This window comes from Siphonobacter sp. BAB-5385 (assembly GCF_002261125.1).
Taxonomy (GTDB): domain Bacteria; phylum Bacteroidota; class Bacteroidia; order Cytophagales; family Spirosomataceae; genus Siphonobacter.
This window is the reverse complement of sequence record NZ_NMPS01000150.1, coordinates 82,898-102,342: the sequence shown is the minus strand read 5'-3', so window position 1 is coordinate 102,342 and position 19,445 is coordinate 82,898. Positions and strand designations below refer to the sequence as shown.

Here is a 19,445-nt window from a genome sequence, read left to right as displayed (position 1 = left end):
TTCGTTAGCGTTGCCGAAAACTCTGAATACGTTCTTTACTGAAAGCCAACGCTTCCCGGAGGTAGGCCAGCTTCACGACCTGAATTCCCTGCGAACGCAGGTGGACGTAAAAGGCCATGATGACAAAAATCTCAGTGATAACCCAGGAGTAGGAAACGCCAATGTGACCTAACTGCTTGATAAGCAAAGCATTTAAGCCCAAACTAATAATAGAAGCAAGAGCAGATATACGGAAAAAGGCTTTATCCATTCGCAGATTGATCATGGTATGAACCCCCAGCAAATTATTCAGACCCAGGGTAATGGGTAGAATCGATACAATACGTAAAACAACGACGGCTTCTTCAAACTGATCTCCGTAAAACAGGTGAATGAAGAGGGGAGCGATGATGTACAGTCCGATGGTAATCAGCGTCATCAATACCACGACCGGGAAAAAGATGGTCCGGACTACTTTAAGTCCTTCTTCCTTACCCTGACCAAAAGCCCGGGCTACGATGGGAAAGAAAGCCTGACTCAGGGCCAGGGATACGAACGACTGCGTAATACCCGCAATACGGGTACCCGCCGAAAAAATCCCGACGCTGTAGGCCGTTGAGAAAATACCCAGCAGAAAGGTATTGGAACCTGCGTAAATTGTAGCCACTACCGAGGTAAAAAACAGCGTACTGTCGTCTTTGAAACGCTTCAGTAACTGGGCAAAGGATGGGAAGGTGTACGTCAGATCAAACCGCCGCAAGGCTACGACAAAGGCAGCTACGCTGATGAGTACCTGGGCGATGCTTAGTGAGAGGTTCTGATAAATGTAATCGTTGGGTTCACGGATGAAGATGAACACTGTAAACGTGAAAAGTACCTTTACAATGGTATTGAAGATAGCCACCCTTCCCAGATCTTCCATGGCCTGGTACAGCCAGATTGGAAAGAGCACAATGCCCAGACAACTGATGTATGTACAAACGTGCAGCCACCACTGAGCCCGAAACTCCTCCACAAAATACGTAATGGCCCCAAAGATAATCGTCGAAAGTACCCAGAGCAGGGCCTTGCCGGTCATGACTTCACTAAAAATCTGGTTGACCAGCGATTTGTTGTGGCGATCGGCGGCAATGGCCCGTACCGCTGCCGTATCAAAACCATAATTGATCAATAAAGTAAAGTACGCCACATACGCCTGGGAGAAATTGAGCAATCCCAGACGTTCGGGTCCAATGATACGAACGACGTAAGGCACCGTAAGCAACGGCAGCAACATATTCGCCACGTTGACACTGAAGAGAGAAGCCACATTGATGGCAAAACGCTTCATGGTCGACTTGGACAGGGCAACCGGGGGCTTTTCTTTTACGGGTTCATCCAGTACTTTTTCTTCGATCATAGGTAATGGCGGGTTAATTGGGGCCTCGCTAAGCGGTACTTTTTTTATTAAGGAAGCGGTACAGTCGTACCGTTTTTATACCATCAGGGTACTTTCTGAAATTGTTAAAAATGCTGTCGAGAGCAGCTTCACTGTAAATCAGAAAATCATACATCCGGTGTTTTCGCTTGGAACGAAGCTGGACGAAAGTTTCCCGTAACGACCATTGCAGAAAAACCATAATACCGTACTTATTCCCGTGCATATTCTGAAAAATGCGTCGCTGATTTCGTACGGCGTAGTACTGTTTCCAGGCTCCGGGCCAGGGAATTCCATTCCGGTCAAAGGACGGGGGATGGTAGAAAACGGAGTTGGTAACCGTCACTACTGAAAAACCCATTTTGATGGCCCGGGTCATGTACTCGACTTCATCACCCCAGATAAACAGCTTACGGTCGGGTAGACCAATGTGTTTGATTACCTGCCGGTGAATAAGCGTGCCGTTGAAAAACGAAGCGACACCGTACACCATGTCCACCTGGGTCATATCAACCACTTTGCGATAACTTTTGTTGGGCCGATCGACGTAAAAGGCCAGTTCGGAATGATCCTTATTACTGACCGACATACAATTTTTGATACAGGGCCCAATATTCGGCGATTCCATCAGAGCCTGTAGAGCCTCTGGCGTAGCCACACAATCATCGTCCATACACCAGATCCACTCGTACCCGGCCTGATAGGCGGTGTCGATCCCCGTTGCAAAGCCACCAGCTCCGCCGCAGTTCGCCTGCGTAGTAACCAGCAGATCGGATTGGGTTGCCAGCCAATCGGCCGTTCCATCGGTACTCCCATTGTTAATTACAAAAATGGTCTGTACCGGGAAGGTCTGCTGCTGCAAACTGGTAATACAAACTTTGAGGTCTTCGAGCCGGTTGTAGGTAACAACAACGGCAGCTACTTTTTTCATTGGAAATACCAGGTTATCCATTCAATAGAGTTGATAGCGACAAGGGGGATAACGTACTGATACACAAAAAACGATTCAGATAAAATAAGGCTAAAACAACAGCAGGCAGGCTGAAGTAGCGATTTAATCAGGTATTCAGTTAAAAGGCATTTTTATTACCCGTAGCGGCGGCTTTGATGGTCCACCAGCAAATGGTAGCGTCCAGGCGAGCGGACTGTCGATGAATGTACAGGTGGTCGTAACGAACGCGTTGTTTCATTTTACTCAGATGCTCGGTTTCACCGCGGGCTCCCCGGGACTGGGCCAGGCCAGTAATGCCGGGAAGAACCGTGTAACGTTCCTTGTAACCAGGCATCGAGTGCCAGTACTGGGCATCCAGAGCGATGGGGTGGGGGCGTGGACCCACAATACTCATATCGCCAAGCAGGACATTGAAAATCTGGGGCATTTCGTCCAGGTTGGTTTTCCGCAGGTAACGGCCCAGGGGAGTAATGCGGGAGTCGTTGCGGGTAGCCTGTTTGAAATCCGCATTTTGTTCGTACCGCATCGTCCGGAACTTAAAGCAACGAAAAGGTTTGCCATTCCGTCCGGTACGCAGCTGAACAAAGAGGATCGGGCCCGGAGAAGTCAGCTTGATGAGAAGACTGATAATCGGAACCAGCCAGACCAGCACCAGAATCGTTACGGAGCTAGCAATGGCCAAATCAAAAACCCGTTTTTTGAAAAACTGAGTCGGATTGGGTTGGGCATGCGTAGGCGTAAAGAGCGTCTGATTCGTGATCGGTATCGGGACCACCTTCTTATTTATCGTGAGTGACATCGTATTGCGGGTTATGGGATGAAGGCAAACGCTATTTATACGAGTAACTGTTCTTGTAGTTGTAGTGATACGAATCTCCGCCCGCAACCCCATTCAAAATAATGTTGAGGTTGTTGAAGCGACGTTCCCGGTGCAAAACGTCCAGCTCCTTGAGGGCCGCTTTAGGCGTTACGCCGTGACGGATTACAAACAGCGTAGCATCGGCCATCGGTGAAACGAGCTGGGCATCAGTAACAATACCTACCGGAGGAGCATCGACGATGATGTACGAGAAGCGTTCGCGTAGTTCCTGCAGAAGCTGGGGCAGTCGGTGACCACTCAACAATTCAGAGGGGTTTGGCGGCAGTGGACCACTCGGGATCACGAAGTAATTGGGATAGCCCGGAACGGGTCTCAGGATTTCTTCGAGGGAGGCTTCTTCATTGAGGTAATCGCTGATGCCAATATCATTCTCCACGTCGAATACCTGGTGAATCCGGGGCATCCGCATGTCCATTTCCAGAATAACGGTCGGTTGCTTCATCAGGGCCAGACTGGCTCCCAGGTTCATGGAAATAAAGGATTTACCCTCACCACTAATGCTGGACGTAAAGAGCAGGACGTGGCTTTCGTCCATATCACCCCGACGTAAGTGGAGGTTGGTACGAATGGTACGAATCTGCTCGGCAATAATCGATTTGCTATGCTGAGCAATAACGAGCTGATCTTTCTCCCGTTTCTTCATGATTTCGCCCAGGATAGGAACGCGGGTTACGCCTTCCACATCTACCCGACGCATCACGCGACCGTTGAGTGCTCCTTTACCCGCAATGGCTGCCGTGGGTACCAGAAATCCAATCAAACCAAACAGGGCATACATTACGATACCAACGGGTTTTACGGGCGTTGCTCCGCTCTCTGCTGGATCGATGGTATGATTTTCAGGAATGCTCGCGGCAAAAGCCACGGCCATTTCTTCACGCTTCTGTAACAGGTAGTTGTACAGGTTATTCTTGATGGATTGCTGACGCGTGATATCGATCAGCAAACGTTCCTGTTGGGGGATGTCACGGATGCTGTTTTCGAGCCGGGCATTTTTCTGCTCATACTGCTTTTGGGTATTGAGCAGCATACTCTTCATCGTCTGTACGTTCTGACTGATGTTCTGCCGCGTAGAGCGGATCTGATCATCAATCCCCTTAATCATGTAATTGGATTCAGTAGTCGTCTGACTGAGTTGCTGCCGCTGTAACTGCAATTGCGAAAGCTTGTCAATTTGCCCCAACAGTACCACATCATTCAGACCCACCGTAGCGGGAGTCAAACCCTGCTCATCCGATTGCGTACTGATGAATTTTTGTAAATCATTCAGGGTAGCCAATTGAATGTTTACCTGATTGAGCAGATTATCGTTTTGTTGGGTTGACTCCAGAAAAGTAGATGCCTGCGTACCCAGATCGGTAATAGAGCGAGCCGATTTATATTGTTCAACGCGTTTCTCTACACTGGATAAATCGCCCGATACCGTCCGAAGCCGGTCTTCAATCAGCTGAATCGTCTGCGTAGCTACACGGTTTTTATCAGCGACGGTGCGATCATTATACGCTTTAGCGAGGTTATTCAGAATAGCGTCAGCCTTTTCGGGTACGGCATCTTCGAGTTTGAGATGCACGACGGAAGACGTCTTACTGGTAGCTTCTGCTTTCAGATTTCCCAGATAACCTTTAACGGCTGCGTTTCGCGGCAGGAGCTGCACGGATAACGGTTCGGTCTGAGCATTGACTGCCTGCCGGGTAAGTACACGAATTTGTCCAGTGGGCAGCTGAATACTGGCGTTCAGGGGATATACCTTCCCGTCGATGTTCACCTGCTTGTTGTTGAGGAAACTCAGCTCCAGAGGCTTTTTATAAAGGGTGTTCTTGGGTTTCTCGACCAGAACCGTTACGGGCGATTCCTCAAAAATCTCCCGCTTACCAAAAGACGTTTGATGGAAGTACTTGGCCTGTAATTGCAGGGCATCTACCACCTGGCCCATGAGTGAAGAGGAAGTCAGTACCTCAATCTCATTCTCAACGGCTTTTTTGGAGGTGTATACATCCAGTTCTTTAAGTGGATTCGCCTGAACGTTGCCTTTCTTTTCATCCTGTAACAACAGACTCAGTTCACTGCGATAAATGGGTTGCTTGAACAGCAGATATACGTATGCTCCGGCAAATGCCAGGACGAGCGATACGACATACCAAGGCCAGCGGTTTAAATAGGGAAGTAAGGAAGCCCTAAGATTGATACCCTTAGAGTCGACTACTTGATAAGATTCGTAAGGCGGAGTTGGTTTGGCTTGCATACGTATTCAGGTGATGTGAGTAGGAAACGAGTCTTACTGACACGTCGCTAAAACAGAATAATTAAAGTCTTGGATAAACGTCGGTATGTGAGGCGGACATAACAGGCAGTGAACAGGCATTGACTTTCTCAGGCGTGACTTACAAAGGCCGGAAAAAGAAGCATCTGGCTTGGAATTGGACGAACGGAACACCCCTGCACTGGAGCCTGGTCAAGGCCTGTTGCCTTCAGAAAAGTTACGATGAAGGATTTCGTTTGAATCAAAGACATAATATGACCTGCTTTTCCGAAAGTCTGTGCTGCGGCCGACTTAAGAAAGGGAACCCAGTGCCTGTGAGCAACTGGCAGAAAAGAGGTGCATGCAAGGATAGGTGTATAGATCAGTGTAGTTTTCCAGTCATAAGCATTAAGGGATATAGCGAACGAAACGGATTTCGATAGGCGGAAAAACGGTATACTATTCATGAGTTGACGCAATACATTCTTACCTAAGTGTATGGGCTAAAACCCGTTTGATCAGGTTGAAGGAACAGGGTTATAAAAGGACAATATGGTGCCAGTTGAATACGTGAGGACAGTATTCAAAATAACGATCAAAAGGCTAAGTACGCGAGAGCCAAATGGACTGCTTAATAAAAAAATCATTTCCCAATTCCGGAGAAATAGGGAATGCAATTCATTACAGTATCCAACTCAGGTACGCAGACTAAACAAATAGCAGGTAGCGGCGAAACTACTAGCGGAATTCGGTACCGGCGAGGCACCACCTACTGGCGGGTAGAAAAGACAATCAATGGAATGATAACGAGTGTACTTGTTAATGAATGATAAACAAATGTTTTCAAAAAGCTCATTCTTGACTCAACAATAGTACCAAGTTAGTAAAGGATTAGTTAAAGTACGTTCGTTCGGGGCGGATATGAACAAACAAATTAAATTTCTTTACCAACTAGGAATCGTTAAAAGGTCATGCCAACTCAACTGCTATACGTAAGCTCAAAACGTAATTCAGTATCTGATTCATTAATTGAACTTTTTGAAGAATAGTCAATTGGTTAATCACTAGGAACTTACCACTATTATTCAAAAATGTGCGAAGAGATAAATGTAAGAAGGCGACGATATAAAGGTAAAGCTTTTTTTTATTATTTCACAATACCCTGTGGTAATGAATGTAAAAATGGGAACAATTATTCCCGTCGCTAAGGCATTATTTCTACATTCGTATAATTGTTATAATTTAAATCAATATATTTACATTTACCGTTTTTAAGTAAGTAAATATTGATTAGGAACAGTAAAGAATTGGATTTTATTTATATAAGTACTAAATGTTAACAAACCTTTCATGTAGAAGTAATAAATGGTAGGTTAAGTATCAGTGAACATTTATATAAGTTTAGTAAGAAGATTTCATAAAACCAATAAAAAGCACGCGTATCTGAAATTACTAGATTTCAGATACGCGTGCTTTTTATTGGTTGCTCATGTACGGGTTTGCCTGATTCGTCCTGATTATCGGAAGCCCTGTACGTTCCACCATCTGCACCTTCCATATACTTGCCACCCGGGCCTTTGGTAAAGCGATTGGCAGTTAAAACGTGGTTGAGTGATTTATTACCGTAAGCCATGAATACAGCCTGATTGGAGGAAGCGTTGCGATTGGAAATTACATTATTCATAAAGCGATTATTGGAGGTATTATCACAAATAATTACTTTGCTGGATAAGCTCTCGACCGTATTCTCGCTGAACGTTCCACCATTCGAGGAATGAGAAATTTCAATCATACCGGTCATGTTAAACTTATTCTTCGATACAGTGAATGCTCCACCGTTATAGATTGCGATTCCTCCCGTGCAGCGACCAACGGTTTCATTCGACGTAACAATCATTCCTCCGGTCACACTACCATTACCATTTCCATCATTTGACCCGATAAAGAACTTGTCGAATTTCCCTTCAAACTTATTACTGTTCACTTTTACATTACGCAAGGCACCAGCAATTTCAATTCCGTATAAACTACAGTTTTTAACTGTATTATTTTCGACGGTAATATTTTCCATGGGACCCGATAAGGAAATACCGAAATGGCAGTCGTAAAACGTGTTGTTACTTACCTCAATATTTTTCCCGACGTATTTGTTATAGTTATCGTGATTAAATATCTCACAACCCATACGTCTGGCCCGTACTACGTTATTTTTAACTACAATGTTTTCAGCCGATTTACCAGCGGGAATTTTCAGCGTTAGCCAGTTGGTACTATCCTTTGAATCGTAATCTTTACTCGTACAGTTTTGAATGGTTAAATTAGCTACATTCGGACTATCAATATAGATAGTACCGAATACTCCGTTTTCACGCGTGGTGACATTCCAGGATAAGCCATCAATAACGACATTCTTCAAATCTATTTTAGGATCAATAGCGTTTGCCAGTGACACATACGTAGCGGGTAACGTAATCAAAACTTTTCCCGGATTGGCCTGCAGTTTCATGTTGCTGCGTAAGCGTACCGTAGTGCGTTGGCGGTACGATCCGTCGGGAATAAATACATCATCAGCTCCATTCACCGCGTTTTGAAGTTCCGGACCGATATCATCATCCGAGGGAAGTACATCAAACCACAACGCATTCGCCGGGCCTGAATAGTCACGTTTGTACCGAATGCCGTGAGCAGTAACCAGCGTTACGCCCAGGTTATCAGCCGTTTTTCGATCCCCCTGATCCAGATTATAATAGCCTTTTTGCCGAGCATTTGTAATATAAATTCGGCTGGGTAAAGGGAGTGAACTAAAGTCCCTTAACTGGGCCACAGTGAGGGTATCAGTCCGTTGCTCAACTGGTTCTTTAAAGTTATCATCAGGCTTCTTGCAGGAAGCACCGATACAAAAAATGATCATCAGGGAACATAGCCCTGAAATATAAGGTAGTTTTTTCATGGTTATCGGATGGGAAAGAGGGATCAGTAAATCCTGATCTAGGTTTATAAAGACCATGCAGCGAATGAACGAATCTTGTTGAATAGACGAATCATTCGCTGTATGATACCTTATACCAAGGGATTATAGATCACTTAAGAACACCCTTGATCCATTACAGAACATACCTTAACGCATCCCTGCGTATGTTTTAAGTTTGTTGTAAATACGCGTTACTACACTATACCGTTGTAACGTTTTCTGGTGATAGTACGGGGTAGCTTCTACTTGCGGCGAAAGCTTGAATTGACGCTGTGAACCCTGATCAAGCGTGGTTTTATAGCGGTTATAAATATTGGTGTGCGTAGCCTCGTGGCCAAAACCAATATTCTGCACTTTTGAAATGGTTGGATAGACCGTTAATCCATTCGCTCTATACCGGTTATAGCAGAAACGAATATCCCAGGCATCCGAACGCCCTTCCATTTGATCTTCCAGCATTTTTACCAGGTCCGAACCACCCTGATTAAAGGCTTTTTGCTGGTATTTATCCTGACGGAATTCAGGATAATCTACCAATTCCCAGTCAATGGATTGCCAGCGATCCCGCCAGGTAGCCCAGCCCCAGGGACTATGTCTGGGAACGAAATAAGACTCGTAAGGATAATCCGAAGGCGTTCAAAAGGAAACGTATAGCCCGCAATCGAATAGATTTTTTTATCGTTTTCGTACTGCTTTAAACTCTGGTTCATGTAGTCCAGAAAGTTGGGAGCAGTAATTAATCGTCTTCTACTATAATAGCCGTTGGGTATCGATCTAAAACGTAACTAATACCACGAATGATTGAATCCGCACAACCAATATTGGATTTAGCGTAATCCCGATAAATACTTTTGAAACCAGTCAGTTCATCGAGTACCTGATGGACTTCGTACACCTTCGGCCAATCTTCTGCTTTTTTGGGAGCATCTACAAAAATAAATAAATCACTTTCAGCGGCTAAATGATTTTTCCTCAAAGCTTCGACGGTAGCTCGTAATTCTCGGGCCCGTTTGTAAGCAAATAAAACGACGGGTGCATTCATACGTATTTTGAAAATTTAGGTTGATTTATGGAGTATATAAAGCCCCCTTCGCAACTGTGGATTTGTGCTTTCTGTTGATTTTTGCGAGTATTTATTTGTTGCCAAACCAATACTCATATCTAATATAAAGACTAATCGTTCTGATTACTTTTCCACGTCTGAGCTTTCATTAAATGCCTTCCTGCAAAAGACTCAAAACATCATCTATTTATTGGTGAATCATAGTTAGAGTTGACAACGTATTTTCAGGATTTATCCCGTATTCCAAATTCGAAATCAATCGACTCTTCGTAAGCGTTGTTTTCGAGAATTGCTAGTGGTAAAGCAGAAGCAGCAGGCTGAGTATCCGCGTAGGTTTTTTTACCCAAAATATCCTGGCTAACGTCGTTAATAGCCCAGGCATTGGCAACACAGTTTAGCTTCGCGTATGGATTAAGTGACTTGTTAAATAAAAGAAGTGCGTGATCTGAATCTTGAGAATCTTCGTAATGTAAATCCAAAAGTTTATTTGCTAGTGCCTGCCGATATATGTAGTTGACACAGGCCGAAACTGCTCTTTTTAACGAACCAGTGGATTCTGAAGATTTATGTGCTTCCCCTGATGTATTTGCTAGTTTGATGTAGCAAATAGACTGACTCGTTGCACGGGCAGTTTGAGCAAATACAGAAAGTATACCGAAGAGAAAGAAAAAATGGGTCAATACTATTTTCATAAATGGGCGTGGGTAGGTATCTAAAAGCGGTTGTCTACTACTTTTTCCAAATGGTTTTCCTTATGTACTGAGGCTTCAGCTGGAGTGAATGAACGGTTCGGGGTAGACGTTTTAAGCGGATGCGGTTGTTTGCGTTTAGCCTTTCTGAAGGTCTTTTTTGTACTGGTCTTCTCCGGGTCAACTTTTGCTAATGGCTTTTCGGGTGGTTCGGAGACCGATATTATCACAGGCCTGCTCTGCATTACCTTCTGCTCACAAAGTCCTGGAAACCATTCGCAACGATGCTGATAAGTTGTATACAAGCCCAAAAACAGACTACTTGCCAATAGCATTGATCCTCCTCTAACCATCCAGCCAGAAGATTTGGCCATCGTAGACAGGCGACTCATGGGATGAGCTGTCAACATCACCTCATGTGTTTCTGATTGTGTTTGAATGAAGAGAGTAGCGATCTGCGGCTTGGAAAACAGGCAACCTGATAGGTAACGTATATGAATATACGTATTTTACTCTGGGGAATCATCCGTAATGCAGGTAGGTACTCAGGTCTTTCGTCGCTTGCTACCTGAAACAGATCAGGTCGGTCTGTTTGAATATGAATAGATAGGTCCGTGATAAGAGTTCGAATGGTTAAAAGTCCGAACTGAGGTTTCAACACCTTGACCGGATAAAAATCCATCGTCGTCGTGCCGATTTCAAGACCATGCCGGGGTTCAATGAAAATGTGCTTCAGTTCCTGACATTTATTTTGGAGTGTTAATCGACCTCCCTCCCGTACCAGAGCCTGAAGTATTACTTGTTGCTGAACCAGCCAGCGACCATCGTTTTGCAATTCATAGTTCAATTCCAGTTCTCCCTGGTAGGTGTCTGATGCCTCTGTCTTCAACACGTACCCTTCCGGAGCACGAAGAGTGAGTACACCCGGATGTTCAAGAGTTTCCAGCGTAGCTTCGACCGGAAAGCTGTAATAGCTATTCTGGAAGTCTTCACTGTATATGTTAGTAAGAGAAGGCTTTAGTATAGACATACTTTTTCCAGGTTCTTTGCAACAGTATAACCCATAATTAGGGGAATACCGGCAAAGAGTTTAGTATCTAACATTACGCAAATAACTGTCCTACTTCTGGCGGAAAAAGTATGGATGAAAGCGGTTACTAATAATTCAGGTATTCTTTAGCTCATGTAACGGCATGCCTAGTAAAATACTCAGAATATTAACATACAATAATCATGCCAGACTGAAATAAACGTATATTGGGGAAGTGATCTCCCATATTCGTTCAGCTCGTAAGCCTGACATTTCCCGTTCGGGTAAAAGCGATCACAGTTTAGCGGTGAAAACCAGGATGCCTGTACCTTATGGTGCATTTGATCGTCCTTATGACAATCTGGATTTTGTACAATAACTGACTAAACTATGACTAATCTTATGGGCGGTAAGAAAAGCGGTAAAAAGTGAAGAGAATGACGGTATATCCTCATAATGACGGGGTTAAGTTAAAGCTTCAACCCGAGATTGCCAAGTGTATACCCGTTTTTCTTCGTATATAACCTGTAGCTTTTGTGAAAGCCTGCTTAAAAATATACTATTTCGATTTTTTGTATCTACCAGATACTGGCCTGTGTCAGGCGTTTGCCCGAGCCTTGGGTTGGAGCATCGCCCGCGTCACCAGCCAGATATACGTACTGTTGGTGACAGCGTAACGTTTAAACAGCCGCCGTGGCTCAAGCATGAATCGGTAGACCCATTCCAGCCCGGATGCCCGCATCCAGTTAGGTGCCTTGGATTGTAAACCTACCATCATAGGCAGGGCTCCACCAATACCAATCATGGCGGCCTGAATTTTACCTTTCATCGCGGCCATCCATCGTTCCTGTTTAGGGCAACCTAATGCTACAAAAACGAGTTGGGCTCCACTGCGATTAATCATGGCAGCAGTCTCGTTTTCTTCGACAGCAGTCAGGGGGCGGAAAGGGGGCTATAATAGCCTGCTACCTGTAATTGAGGATGTGTCTTTTTGAGATAGCGGTCAGTAGCTTCAAGCATCTGCGGCGTTCCTCCGTAGAAGTAAACGGGAATTCCTTTTTTCTCCGCTTCGGCAATCAAATCAGGCATTAAATCAAGCCCGGCCACCCGATCCTGATCAAAACCGTGAATTAATTTAAGACCCCAGGTGAGTGGCCGTCCGTCGGGAGTAGCCATGTCTGCCTGATTGACTACTTCCGCAAAGGATGCGTCCCGATACGCTTCAACCAGCATGTGTACGTTCGAAACGCAGGTATAGGTTGACGTTCGTTCTTGGGCCATGGTAATCTGACGATCAATGAAACTGGCGTAATTACCCGTCGTCAAATCAATACTAATAAGTTTCTTTTTCATGCGATGAGGGTGACAGCTCAACCGGTACTATACACAGAAAACCTTTAGCGACTTTGATCGCTGACATTACTCGGCAAAATGAAAATTCAGCCCCCTGTTCAGGGGCCGGGATATTTTCTGCTGCGGCGGTGGCGGCCGACGAAGACGGATTGAATTTGGTTTGTACCGGTTTGGTAGCGAATACTTAAACCGACTACAGGCCATATTGTTTTTCAGGCTGGACTACAGCGTCCGGGTTAGCGGGCGAATCAGCCAGACCTGGAGGGTACTTTGTAGGGGATTGGGAGCTAAGCGGACAAGGGGGGTGACGGTGTGGTATGCTCGCTCAGCAAGGCCAAATTAATTGATTAATTTTGTAAATACCTAATATTCACTGGTTTTATTTCATATTGACCGCGTTGATCAGAATCAGAAAGCCTAGTATGAAAATACTTTAGGAAACAATCGCACCTACTAAGAGGGATAAATAAAATTTCACAAAACTTTTCCAGGGTAAAGAATAGGGGCCCTCCCCTGTCCGCATCAAAGCGTTCCGATGTTCCTCGTTCACTGGCTTCCGTACCTCAAATTGGGGATTGGTCCTCCTCCGGAGCAACCGTTACCTTTGTTGCTACCGGGTAAGGCCCGGTAGACGTTCAACCAAATCTATCAATCCTATGAAAAAGCAACAAAGCGTGTATGTTTTCGGACTAGGCATTCTGTTCTTCAGCCTGACGAGCTGTTCGAAAAGTGGTCCCGGAGCTACGAACGCCTGCGAAAACCACGCGGAAAAAATAGCCGCCGCCGCCAATGCCTACGTCAGCAATCCGGGCAAAAACACCTGCGAGGCTTATAAAGCTGCGATTAACGATCTTTTTAAAACCTGCCCCACGTATTACACGGGTCTTTCGAGGCAGACGCTGGAGGATTTTAACAATACGCCCTGCCAGTAAAGCAGTTCAAAACAGTTCCGCAGGTACAGGGCTGGTTTCGTTTATAAAAGCCCTCAGGATCAAGGCAGAAAAACGAATTTCTATTCATCTTTGGAAGGCAGGGACATTCAGGTTTCTGCCTGGATACCTTCAACCCATATGCGTAAAAACATCATCATCTGTTGTGATGGAACGGCCAACGAGCTTGACGAGCCGAACCGTACCTCCAACGTTATGCAGTTGTTCTGCCACCTCAAGGATATTGATTCGCAACGGCAGGTTGCCTACTACGATCCGGGCGTGGGCACTCGCGGGTATTCGTTCCTGGATGGCTGGGACCAGATTACCGGCTGGACGGTAGACGAAAACGTAAAGCAGGCCTATGAATTTCTGATGAACTTCTATGAAGCCGGCGACCGTATTTACCTCTTCGGCTTTAGTCGGGGAGCTTATACCGTTCGCGTACTGACGGGACTCCTCGCCAAATGCGGCATTCTGCACAAACGAAATACGAATCTCATCGACTATGCTTTTAAAATATTCCGGCGACGGAATAATGAGGGGCAAGCCAAAAACTTCCGGGACATTCTCTCGCGAACCGTAGACGTCCATTTCCTGGGCGTTTGGGATACCGTAAGTACCGTTTTGCGAAAAGGATACTTGAGCCCCTTACCCGACTATTTCCGGGATACCATTCTATCGAGTCAGGTGCGGTACGCCTGTCAGGCCCTGTCCATTGATGATCGCCGCCGGAGTCTGTTTAATCCCATTCGCTGGAGTCCGCCCGAGGGATTGGATCGCATGGAGCAGGTGTGGTTTGCCGGAGCTCATTCGGATGTGGGGGGCGGATACCAATCCGATCCCGATACTAAACGACGCATGGCTAACCTCACGCTTCGCTGGATGATGAAACGGGCATACGGGCATGGCCTGCTACTGAACGATTTTACCGATCTGGAAGGCATCGCCCGACTCGACGACGCTCTGGCCACCCTTCACTGGCCGCATCGGCGGATGCCCTGGAAACTGTTTCCCTTTTTAAACGGTAGCCGTACCATTCCCGCTGCCGAAGCAACGCGGGACCAGACGCAGCTGCTGTATCCACGTTTACACGAATCCGTTTTGTATCGTCTGCACCATCCCACGACTAAGTACCAGCCCGGCAATCTGCCCGCCGAATATGATGTCGTGGACGATGCCGGACGGGTGCTCAGCCAGGTCAGAGTAAACCGACCGTCGGTCCCACTGGCGGAAGTGTAAACCAATGCTGGCAACTGGAAACAAGCCGGGCGTTTGAGCGTTGTAGGAGAGTCGCCTTAACTTTTATCCGAACCCATGGCTCAGCAAAACCAAACAACGTACACCCCGAACTTCATGGAGAAACTCAAACAGTTTGTCCGGACACGGGGAGCGGATTATTTACTGGACAAGAACATTTCTTCCATTGGGATAGGGTACAAGTGTGTGGATGGAAAAAGAAGCCGGGAAGTAGTCATCCAGTTTACAGTCGAAACGAAAGTACAGCCGGAAGTGCTGCCTTCGCTCGGCACAATACTCATTCCCGGGGCCATCGTAGTAGATGGTCAGGAAGTCCCGACCGATGTACTGGAGCGAAGTTTCCAGGCTTCGTTTCTGGTGGTGGATGAACGGGTATCCAATCCCCGCAAAATTCATCTGGATCCCATCGTTCCGGGGATCAGCGTATCGCATCATCAACTCTCGGCGGGTACCCTTGGGTGCATCGTATACGGACGAACGGACGGAACCCCGTACGTGCTGAGTAACTGGCACATTTTGCAGGGTCCGCTGGGACAACTCGGCGATACGATTGTACAGCCGGGGCCGCACGACGATAACCGGATCGAACGCAATCGAATGGGCAGACTGGTACGCTCACACCTGGGAGCTGCAGGAGACTGTGCGATCGCCAGTATCGAAACGCGGAACTTTGATGCTAGCGTTTTTGAACTGGACGTCGTACCGAATCAACTCGGTGAACCCGAACTGGGGGATACAGTCATGAAGAGCGGACGGACCTCGGGTGTGACACACGGCATCGTGACTCGGGTGCATACGATGGCTAAAATCAACTACGGGTTTCCAATCGGCGAGCAGTCGATTGGTGGCTTCGAAATTAGTCTGGACCCGGACCATCTACCCATGGGCGGGGAGCTGAGCCAAGCCGGAGACTCGGGGTCGATCTGGCTTTTTAAAACCGCCGAAGGGCAACCAAGCATGATCATGGCGGGCTTACACTTTGCCGGAGAGTCGTCGGGCAGTCCCGAGCAATATGCCCTGGCCTGTTATCCGCGTTCGATATTCGAGAAATTGGACATCAGTTTAGTGCCGCCCCAACACGCCCTTCCGCCTGAACTGGGGTACAACCCAGCTTTTCTTGGGCCGATGGTAACCGTACCTGACCTTTCTACGGGTCAGCAGCTGGATGCGGTTCTGCTCGGGAATTCCGAAATCATTCCGTATACACACTTTTCTCTCGCCATGAGTAAATCCCGACGGTTTGCCTATTGGGTAGCCTGGAATATTGACGGCGGAAACCTCAAGAAGATTACGCGTAAAAACCTGAGTTTTGCACTGGACCCCCGCTTGCCCGCCGAATACCAGGTGGGCGATTCGCTGTACGCCAACAATCGTCTGGATCGGGGACATATTGCTCGACGGGCCGATCTAATCTGGGGCACCATGGCCGAAGCCCAGCAAGCCAATAAAGACTCCTTTTTCTTTACCAACATTACTCCGCAAATGGACAATTTCAACCAGAGTTCGCAGGGTGGAATCTGGGGTAAACTGGAAGATGCCGTTTTTGAGCAAACGGAGGTCGATCATTTAAAAGTAAGTGTCATCGGCGGACCCGTTTTCCGAACGGATGATCAGGTCTTTCGCGGCGTAGCCATTCCACGTGAATTTTATAAAATTCTGGCTTATGTAGAAGCGGGCACATTGAAAGTCAGGGCATTCCTGCTTACGCAGAATCTCAATGATTTATCCTTTTTGAATTTAGATGCCTTTAAAGTGTACCAGGTAAGTCTGACGGAACTTGAGCAACGAGCGGGTTTTACACTTTCGGACCTTTTGAAAAACGCCGACGATTTTGCTCTGGAGGTGCGTGGGATGCTGGCTCCAGTTGAACGGCAACCCCTGTCGTCGCTTTCGGATATTCAGTGGTAGGAAAAGGAGCGGAAGCACGGCGAAAAAACGAGTAATCATTTCTTAGACCTTCGATACTGATTTGATTATGGAACCGATTCAATCCTTTCGCGAGCTTTCGCTTCCGGCGGTCCTTCGCCCTTCGTACCATCCATCGCCGCTGGCCTGGGAAGATCAGGTCCTGTATTTTCTGTTACTCGACCGGTTTTCCGATGGGCAGGAACAGGACTATTTGAACAATGAAGGCCAGCTCGTTACTACAGGACAAACACCCCGTTTCCAACCCGAAGACGCCGGTAATGCCCTGACGCCCGATGCTGAAGCCTGGCAGCAGGCAGGCGAACGTTTTGTGGGCGGAACGCTCCGTGGACTGAAAAGTAAGATCGGTTATCTGAAACGCCTAGGAATTTCAGCGATCTGGATTAGTCCGGTTTTCAAACAAGTCGCCTCGCAGGAAACGTATCACGGCTACGGAATCCAGAATTTTCTGGAAATCGAACCCCGCTTCGGAACGCAGCAGGACTTAATCGACGTCGTGGAAACGGCCCATGAGCACGGCATCTACGTAATTCTGGATATTATTTTAAACCATTCTGGTGACGTATTTGCCTACGAAACCGGACAACCCGTATACGCCAGCGGTGCGGTTTTTCCGGTACGCGGATATCGAAATGCGGAGGGGCAGCCTACATTACCCTTTGCTCCGCAAGCAGTCGGAGCTTGGCCTGATGGAACCGTGTGGCCCTCCGAACTCCAGCAGCCCCAAACCTTTACCCGAAAAGGTAAAATTCAGTATTGGGATCACGACCCGGAATTTTTGGAAGGCGATTTCGAATCCCTGAAAGACATTCATCACGGTTACGGACCTCTGGATGCCTACCGGCCTTCCGAGGCACTTCTGCACCTCGCCGAAGCGTATAAATACTGGATCGCCCTGGCGGATCTCGACGGCTTTCGAATCGATACGGTCAAGCACATGGACCTGGGAGCGACCCGGTTTTTTTCTTCGGTCATCCGGGAATTTACTTTAGCAATCGGCAAGGAAAACTTTTACCTGATCGGAGAAATTACGGGCGGTCGTCAGCGGGCATTTACCACGCTGGAACTTACGGGACTCGATGCGGCCCTGGGTATTGACGATATTCCTGACAAACTGGAGTACCTGGTAAAAGGCTACCGTAACCCAGCGGAATACTTCAGTTTGTTTCGCAATTCAGAATTACTTCAGAAAGAATCGCACAGCTGGTTTCGGAATAAGGTAGTTACCCTGTTTGACGATCACGATCAGGTACGGAAGGGACCACAAAAGGCTCGTTTTTGTGCCGATGCGACGGGCTCTCGGCAATTACTGGCGGTGATCGGTTTAAATGTTACTTCGCTGGGTATTCCCTGTTTGTACTACGGAACGGAGCAGGCGTTTGACGGACACGGTGGCCACGACCGCTATATCCGGGAGAGTATGTTTGGGGGAGCCTTTGGGGCCTTTCGTAGCAAAGGAGTGCATTTTTTTCGGGAGGATAATCCCTGGTTTCCGGAAATCAGCAAGCTACTGGCGGTACGCAAACAGGAAATCGCCCTGCGACGCGGTCGGCAATACCTGCGGAAAATTTCCGGCGATGGTATCCATTTTGGTTACCCGCGTCTCTGGGGAGCGTCCATGCAGTCGATCGTAGCGTGGTCCCGAATTTTGCATACGCAGGAAGTACTCTGTGCTTTCAATACCGACGTCAATCAAAGCCATACAGCCTGGGTAACCGTGGATAATGACCTCCATACCACCGGCGACGTACTTACCTGTCTATATACCACGCATCCGGAGAATACAGCTAGAAACGTATCAGTTGCAGCCTGTAACGGAAAGGCAGTTCAGCTTACCCTTCCGCCCGGTAGTTTCGTTCTCTATAAAAAGCAGTAGCGGTCCTTTCAAAAGTTTACTTACGGAAAGTAATAGCGATACCCGTCAGCAACAGGATGCCACCCAGCATCATGGAAGCAGAAAGCTGTTCGCCCAGAAGCAGCCATGCTAGGAGGGCTGTTAAAACGGCCTGACTGAGTAAACTAATGGACACCTGCTGGGCGGGAATGTGCGTCAGAGCATAACTGACCGAAAACCAGCCCAATAGCTGACAAACCAGTGCCTGAATGAGCAGGGATTCCCATACCAACGTCGAAAAGCCACCCAGCTCCTGTTTCCCCAAAACACAAAAACACAGCAGGAAGACGCTCCCGACCGTGGTCATACAGGCCATGAAGTTGAGGAGGTTTACGTTTTGCAATACCTTTTTACTGAGCATGAGGTAGGCGGCGTAGCAAATTCCGGAAAGCAGGCCCAATCCAAATCCCCGATCGAAGGCAAGGTTTGTAAACAGTTGCAGCCCCATGAAAAGAACAAGACCGGTTAAGGCAACGACCGCCCCGATCCAGAAAAACGGACTCGGCTTTTGCGGTAGAAACAAAAAAGAAGTCAGTCCTACCCAAATTGGGGAGAGATTCGTAAGCAAGCTGGCCTGGGTAGCTGAAGAATATTGGATGGAAAGATTCCAGGAGGCAATGTCTGCCGCAAACAGTAGGCCGCAGCCGACCAGCGGTTTCCAGAATCGCAGCGTTTCACGCTTCCATTGTTTCCGCCCAAGTATGTAGGGCCAAAGCAGAAGGCTGGCGATACTTAGGCGATAAAAAGCCGCCGTAACTCCGGAAACAGGCGTTATCCGAATCAGAATAGGATAGATACTAATACAGAGAATGCCCGTAAATAGCGACAGGCGGGGTGAGGAGGAAGAAAATGGGATACGCATG

The 19,445-nt window shown here is 47.2% G+C and carries 17 protein-coding genes; 4 read left to right on the top strand and 13 right to left on the bottom strand.

Annotated features, from left to right (window positions below; genetic code table 11):
* Positions 1 to 4: 4 nt before the first annotated feature.
* The 12 genes from BWI93_RS15105 to BWI93_RS28245 form a co-directional block, all read right to left on the bottom strand.
* A complete protein-coding gene (locus tag BWI93_RS15105) occupies positions 5 to 1,378 on the bottom strand; it encodes a flippase (protein WP_255157893.1) in 1,374 nt (457 codons plus the stop codon).
* A 28-nt stretch (positions 1,379 to 1,406) separates the two neighbouring features.
* Complete coding sequence (locus BWI93_RS15100; protein WP_158242841.1) at positions 1,407 to 2,327, bottom strand: glycosyltransferase family 2 protein; 921 nt, start codon at positions 2,325 to 2,327, stop codon at positions 1,407 to 1,409.
* A gap of 139 nt (positions 2,328 to 2,466) precedes the next feature.
* Complete coding sequence (locus tag BWI93_RS15095; protein ID WP_094812718.1) at positions 2,467 to 3,147, bottom strand: sugar transferase; 681 nt, start codon at positions 3,145 to 3,147, stop codon at positions 2,467 to 2,469.
* A gap of 31 nt (positions 3,148 to 3,178) precedes the next feature.
* Positions 3,179 to 5,470: a tyrosine-protein kinase family protein gene (locus BWI93_RS15090; protein ID WP_094812716.1), complete on the bottom strand. Its 2,292-nt coding sequence runs from the start codon at positions 5,468 to 5,470 to the stop codon at positions 3,179 to 3,181.
* A gap of 1,456 nt (positions 5,471 to 6,926) precedes the next feature.
* A complete protein-coding gene (locus BWI93_RS15085) occupies positions 6,927 to 8,417 on the bottom strand; it encodes a right-handed parallel beta-helix repeat-containing protein (protein WP_176454236.1) in 1,491 nt (496 codons plus the stop codon).
* Positions 8,418 to 8,585: 168 nt separating this feature from the next.
* Positions 8,586 to 8,975 carry a hypothetical protein gene (locus BWI93_RS28900; protein WP_255157892.1) on the bottom strand — a complete coding sequence of 130 codons (390 nt, stop codon included), beginning with the start codon at positions 8,973 to 8,975 and terminating at the stop codon, positions 8,586 to 8,588.
* Positions 8,976 to 9,174: 199 nt separating this feature from the next.
* Positions 9,175 to 9,480 carry a hypothetical protein gene (locus BWI93_RS28895; protein ID WP_255157891.1) on the bottom strand — a complete coding sequence of 102 codons (306 nt, stop codon included), beginning with the start codon at positions 9,478 to 9,480 and terminating at the stop codon, positions 9,175 to 9,177.
* 245 nt (positions 9,481 to 9,725) lie between these two features.
* Positions 9,726 to 10,193 carry a hypothetical protein gene (locus BWI93_RS15075; RefSeq protein ID WP_094812712.1) on the bottom strand — a complete coding sequence of 156 codons (468 nt, stop codon included), beginning with the start codon at positions 10,191 to 10,193 and terminating at the stop codon, positions 9,726 to 9,728.
* 20 nt (positions 10,194 to 10,213) lie between these two features.
* Entirely contained in the window at positions 10,214 to 10,582 is a 369-nt protein-coding gene (locus BWI93_RS15070; RefSeq protein ID WP_141217480.1) for a hypothetical protein, read from the bottom strand.
* A 17-nt stretch (positions 10,583 to 10,599) separates the two neighbouring features.
* Entirely contained in the window at positions 10,600 to 11,220 is a 621-nt protein-coding gene (locus BWI93_RS15065; protein ID WP_094812708.1) for a hypothetical protein, read from the bottom strand.
* Between the two features lie 598 nt (positions 11,221 to 11,818).
* A complete protein-coding gene (locus tag BWI93_RS28250) occupies positions 11,819 to 12,124 on the bottom strand; it encodes a WecB/TagA/CpsF family glycosyltransferase (RefSeq protein WP_217902286.1) in 306 nt (101 codons plus the stop codon).
* A 29-nt stretch (positions 12,125 to 12,153) separates the two neighbouring features.
* Positions 12,154 to 12,573: a WecB/TagA/CpsF family glycosyltransferase gene (locus BWI93_RS28245; protein WP_217902285.1), complete on the bottom strand. Its 420-nt coding sequence runs from the start codon at positions 12,571 to 12,573 to the stop codon at positions 12,154 to 12,156.
* Between the two features lie 656 nt (positions 12,574 to 13,229).
* Here BWI93_RS28245 and BWI93_RS15055 point away from each other — a divergent pair.
* From BWI93_RS15055 to BWI93_RS15040, 4 genes are all read left to right on the top strand, one after another.
* The gene (locus BWI93_RS15055) at positions 13,230 to 13,505 is read left to right on the top strand and encodes a hypothetical protein (RefSeq protein ID WP_094812706.1); all 276 of its coding nucleotides are present in this window, start codon (positions 13,230 to 13,232) and stop codon (positions 13,503 to 13,505) included.
* Positions 13,506 to 13,643: 138 nt separating this feature from the next.
* Entirely contained in the window at positions 13,644 to 14,744 is a 1,101-nt protein-coding gene (locus tag BWI93_RS15050; RefSeq protein ID WP_094812704.1) for a DUF2235 domain-containing protein, read from the top strand.
* 75 nt (positions 14,745 to 14,819) lie between these two features.
* Positions 14,820 to 16,670, top strand: coding sequence for a DNA/RNA non-specific endonuclease (locus BWI93_RS15045; protein ID WP_217902284.1), 1,851 nt, complete (start codon positions 14,820 to 14,822; stop codon positions 16,668 to 16,670).
* A 67-nt stretch (positions 16,671 to 16,737) separates the two neighbouring features.
* Complete coding sequence (locus BWI93_RS15040) at positions 16,738 to 18,564, top strand: alpha-amylase family glycosyl hydrolase (RefSeq protein WP_094812702.1); 1,827 nt, start codon at positions 16,738 to 16,740, stop codon at positions 18,562 to 18,564.
* Between the two features lie 16 nt (positions 18,565 to 18,580).
* Here BWI93_RS15040 and BWI93_RS15035 read toward each other — a convergent pair whose 3' ends face one another.
* Positions 18,581 to 19,444, bottom strand: coding sequence for a DMT family transporter (locus BWI93_RS15035; RefSeq protein WP_094812858.1), 864 nt, complete (start codon positions 19,442 to 19,444; stop codon positions 18,581 to 18,583).
* Position 19,445 lies beyond the last annotated feature (1 nt).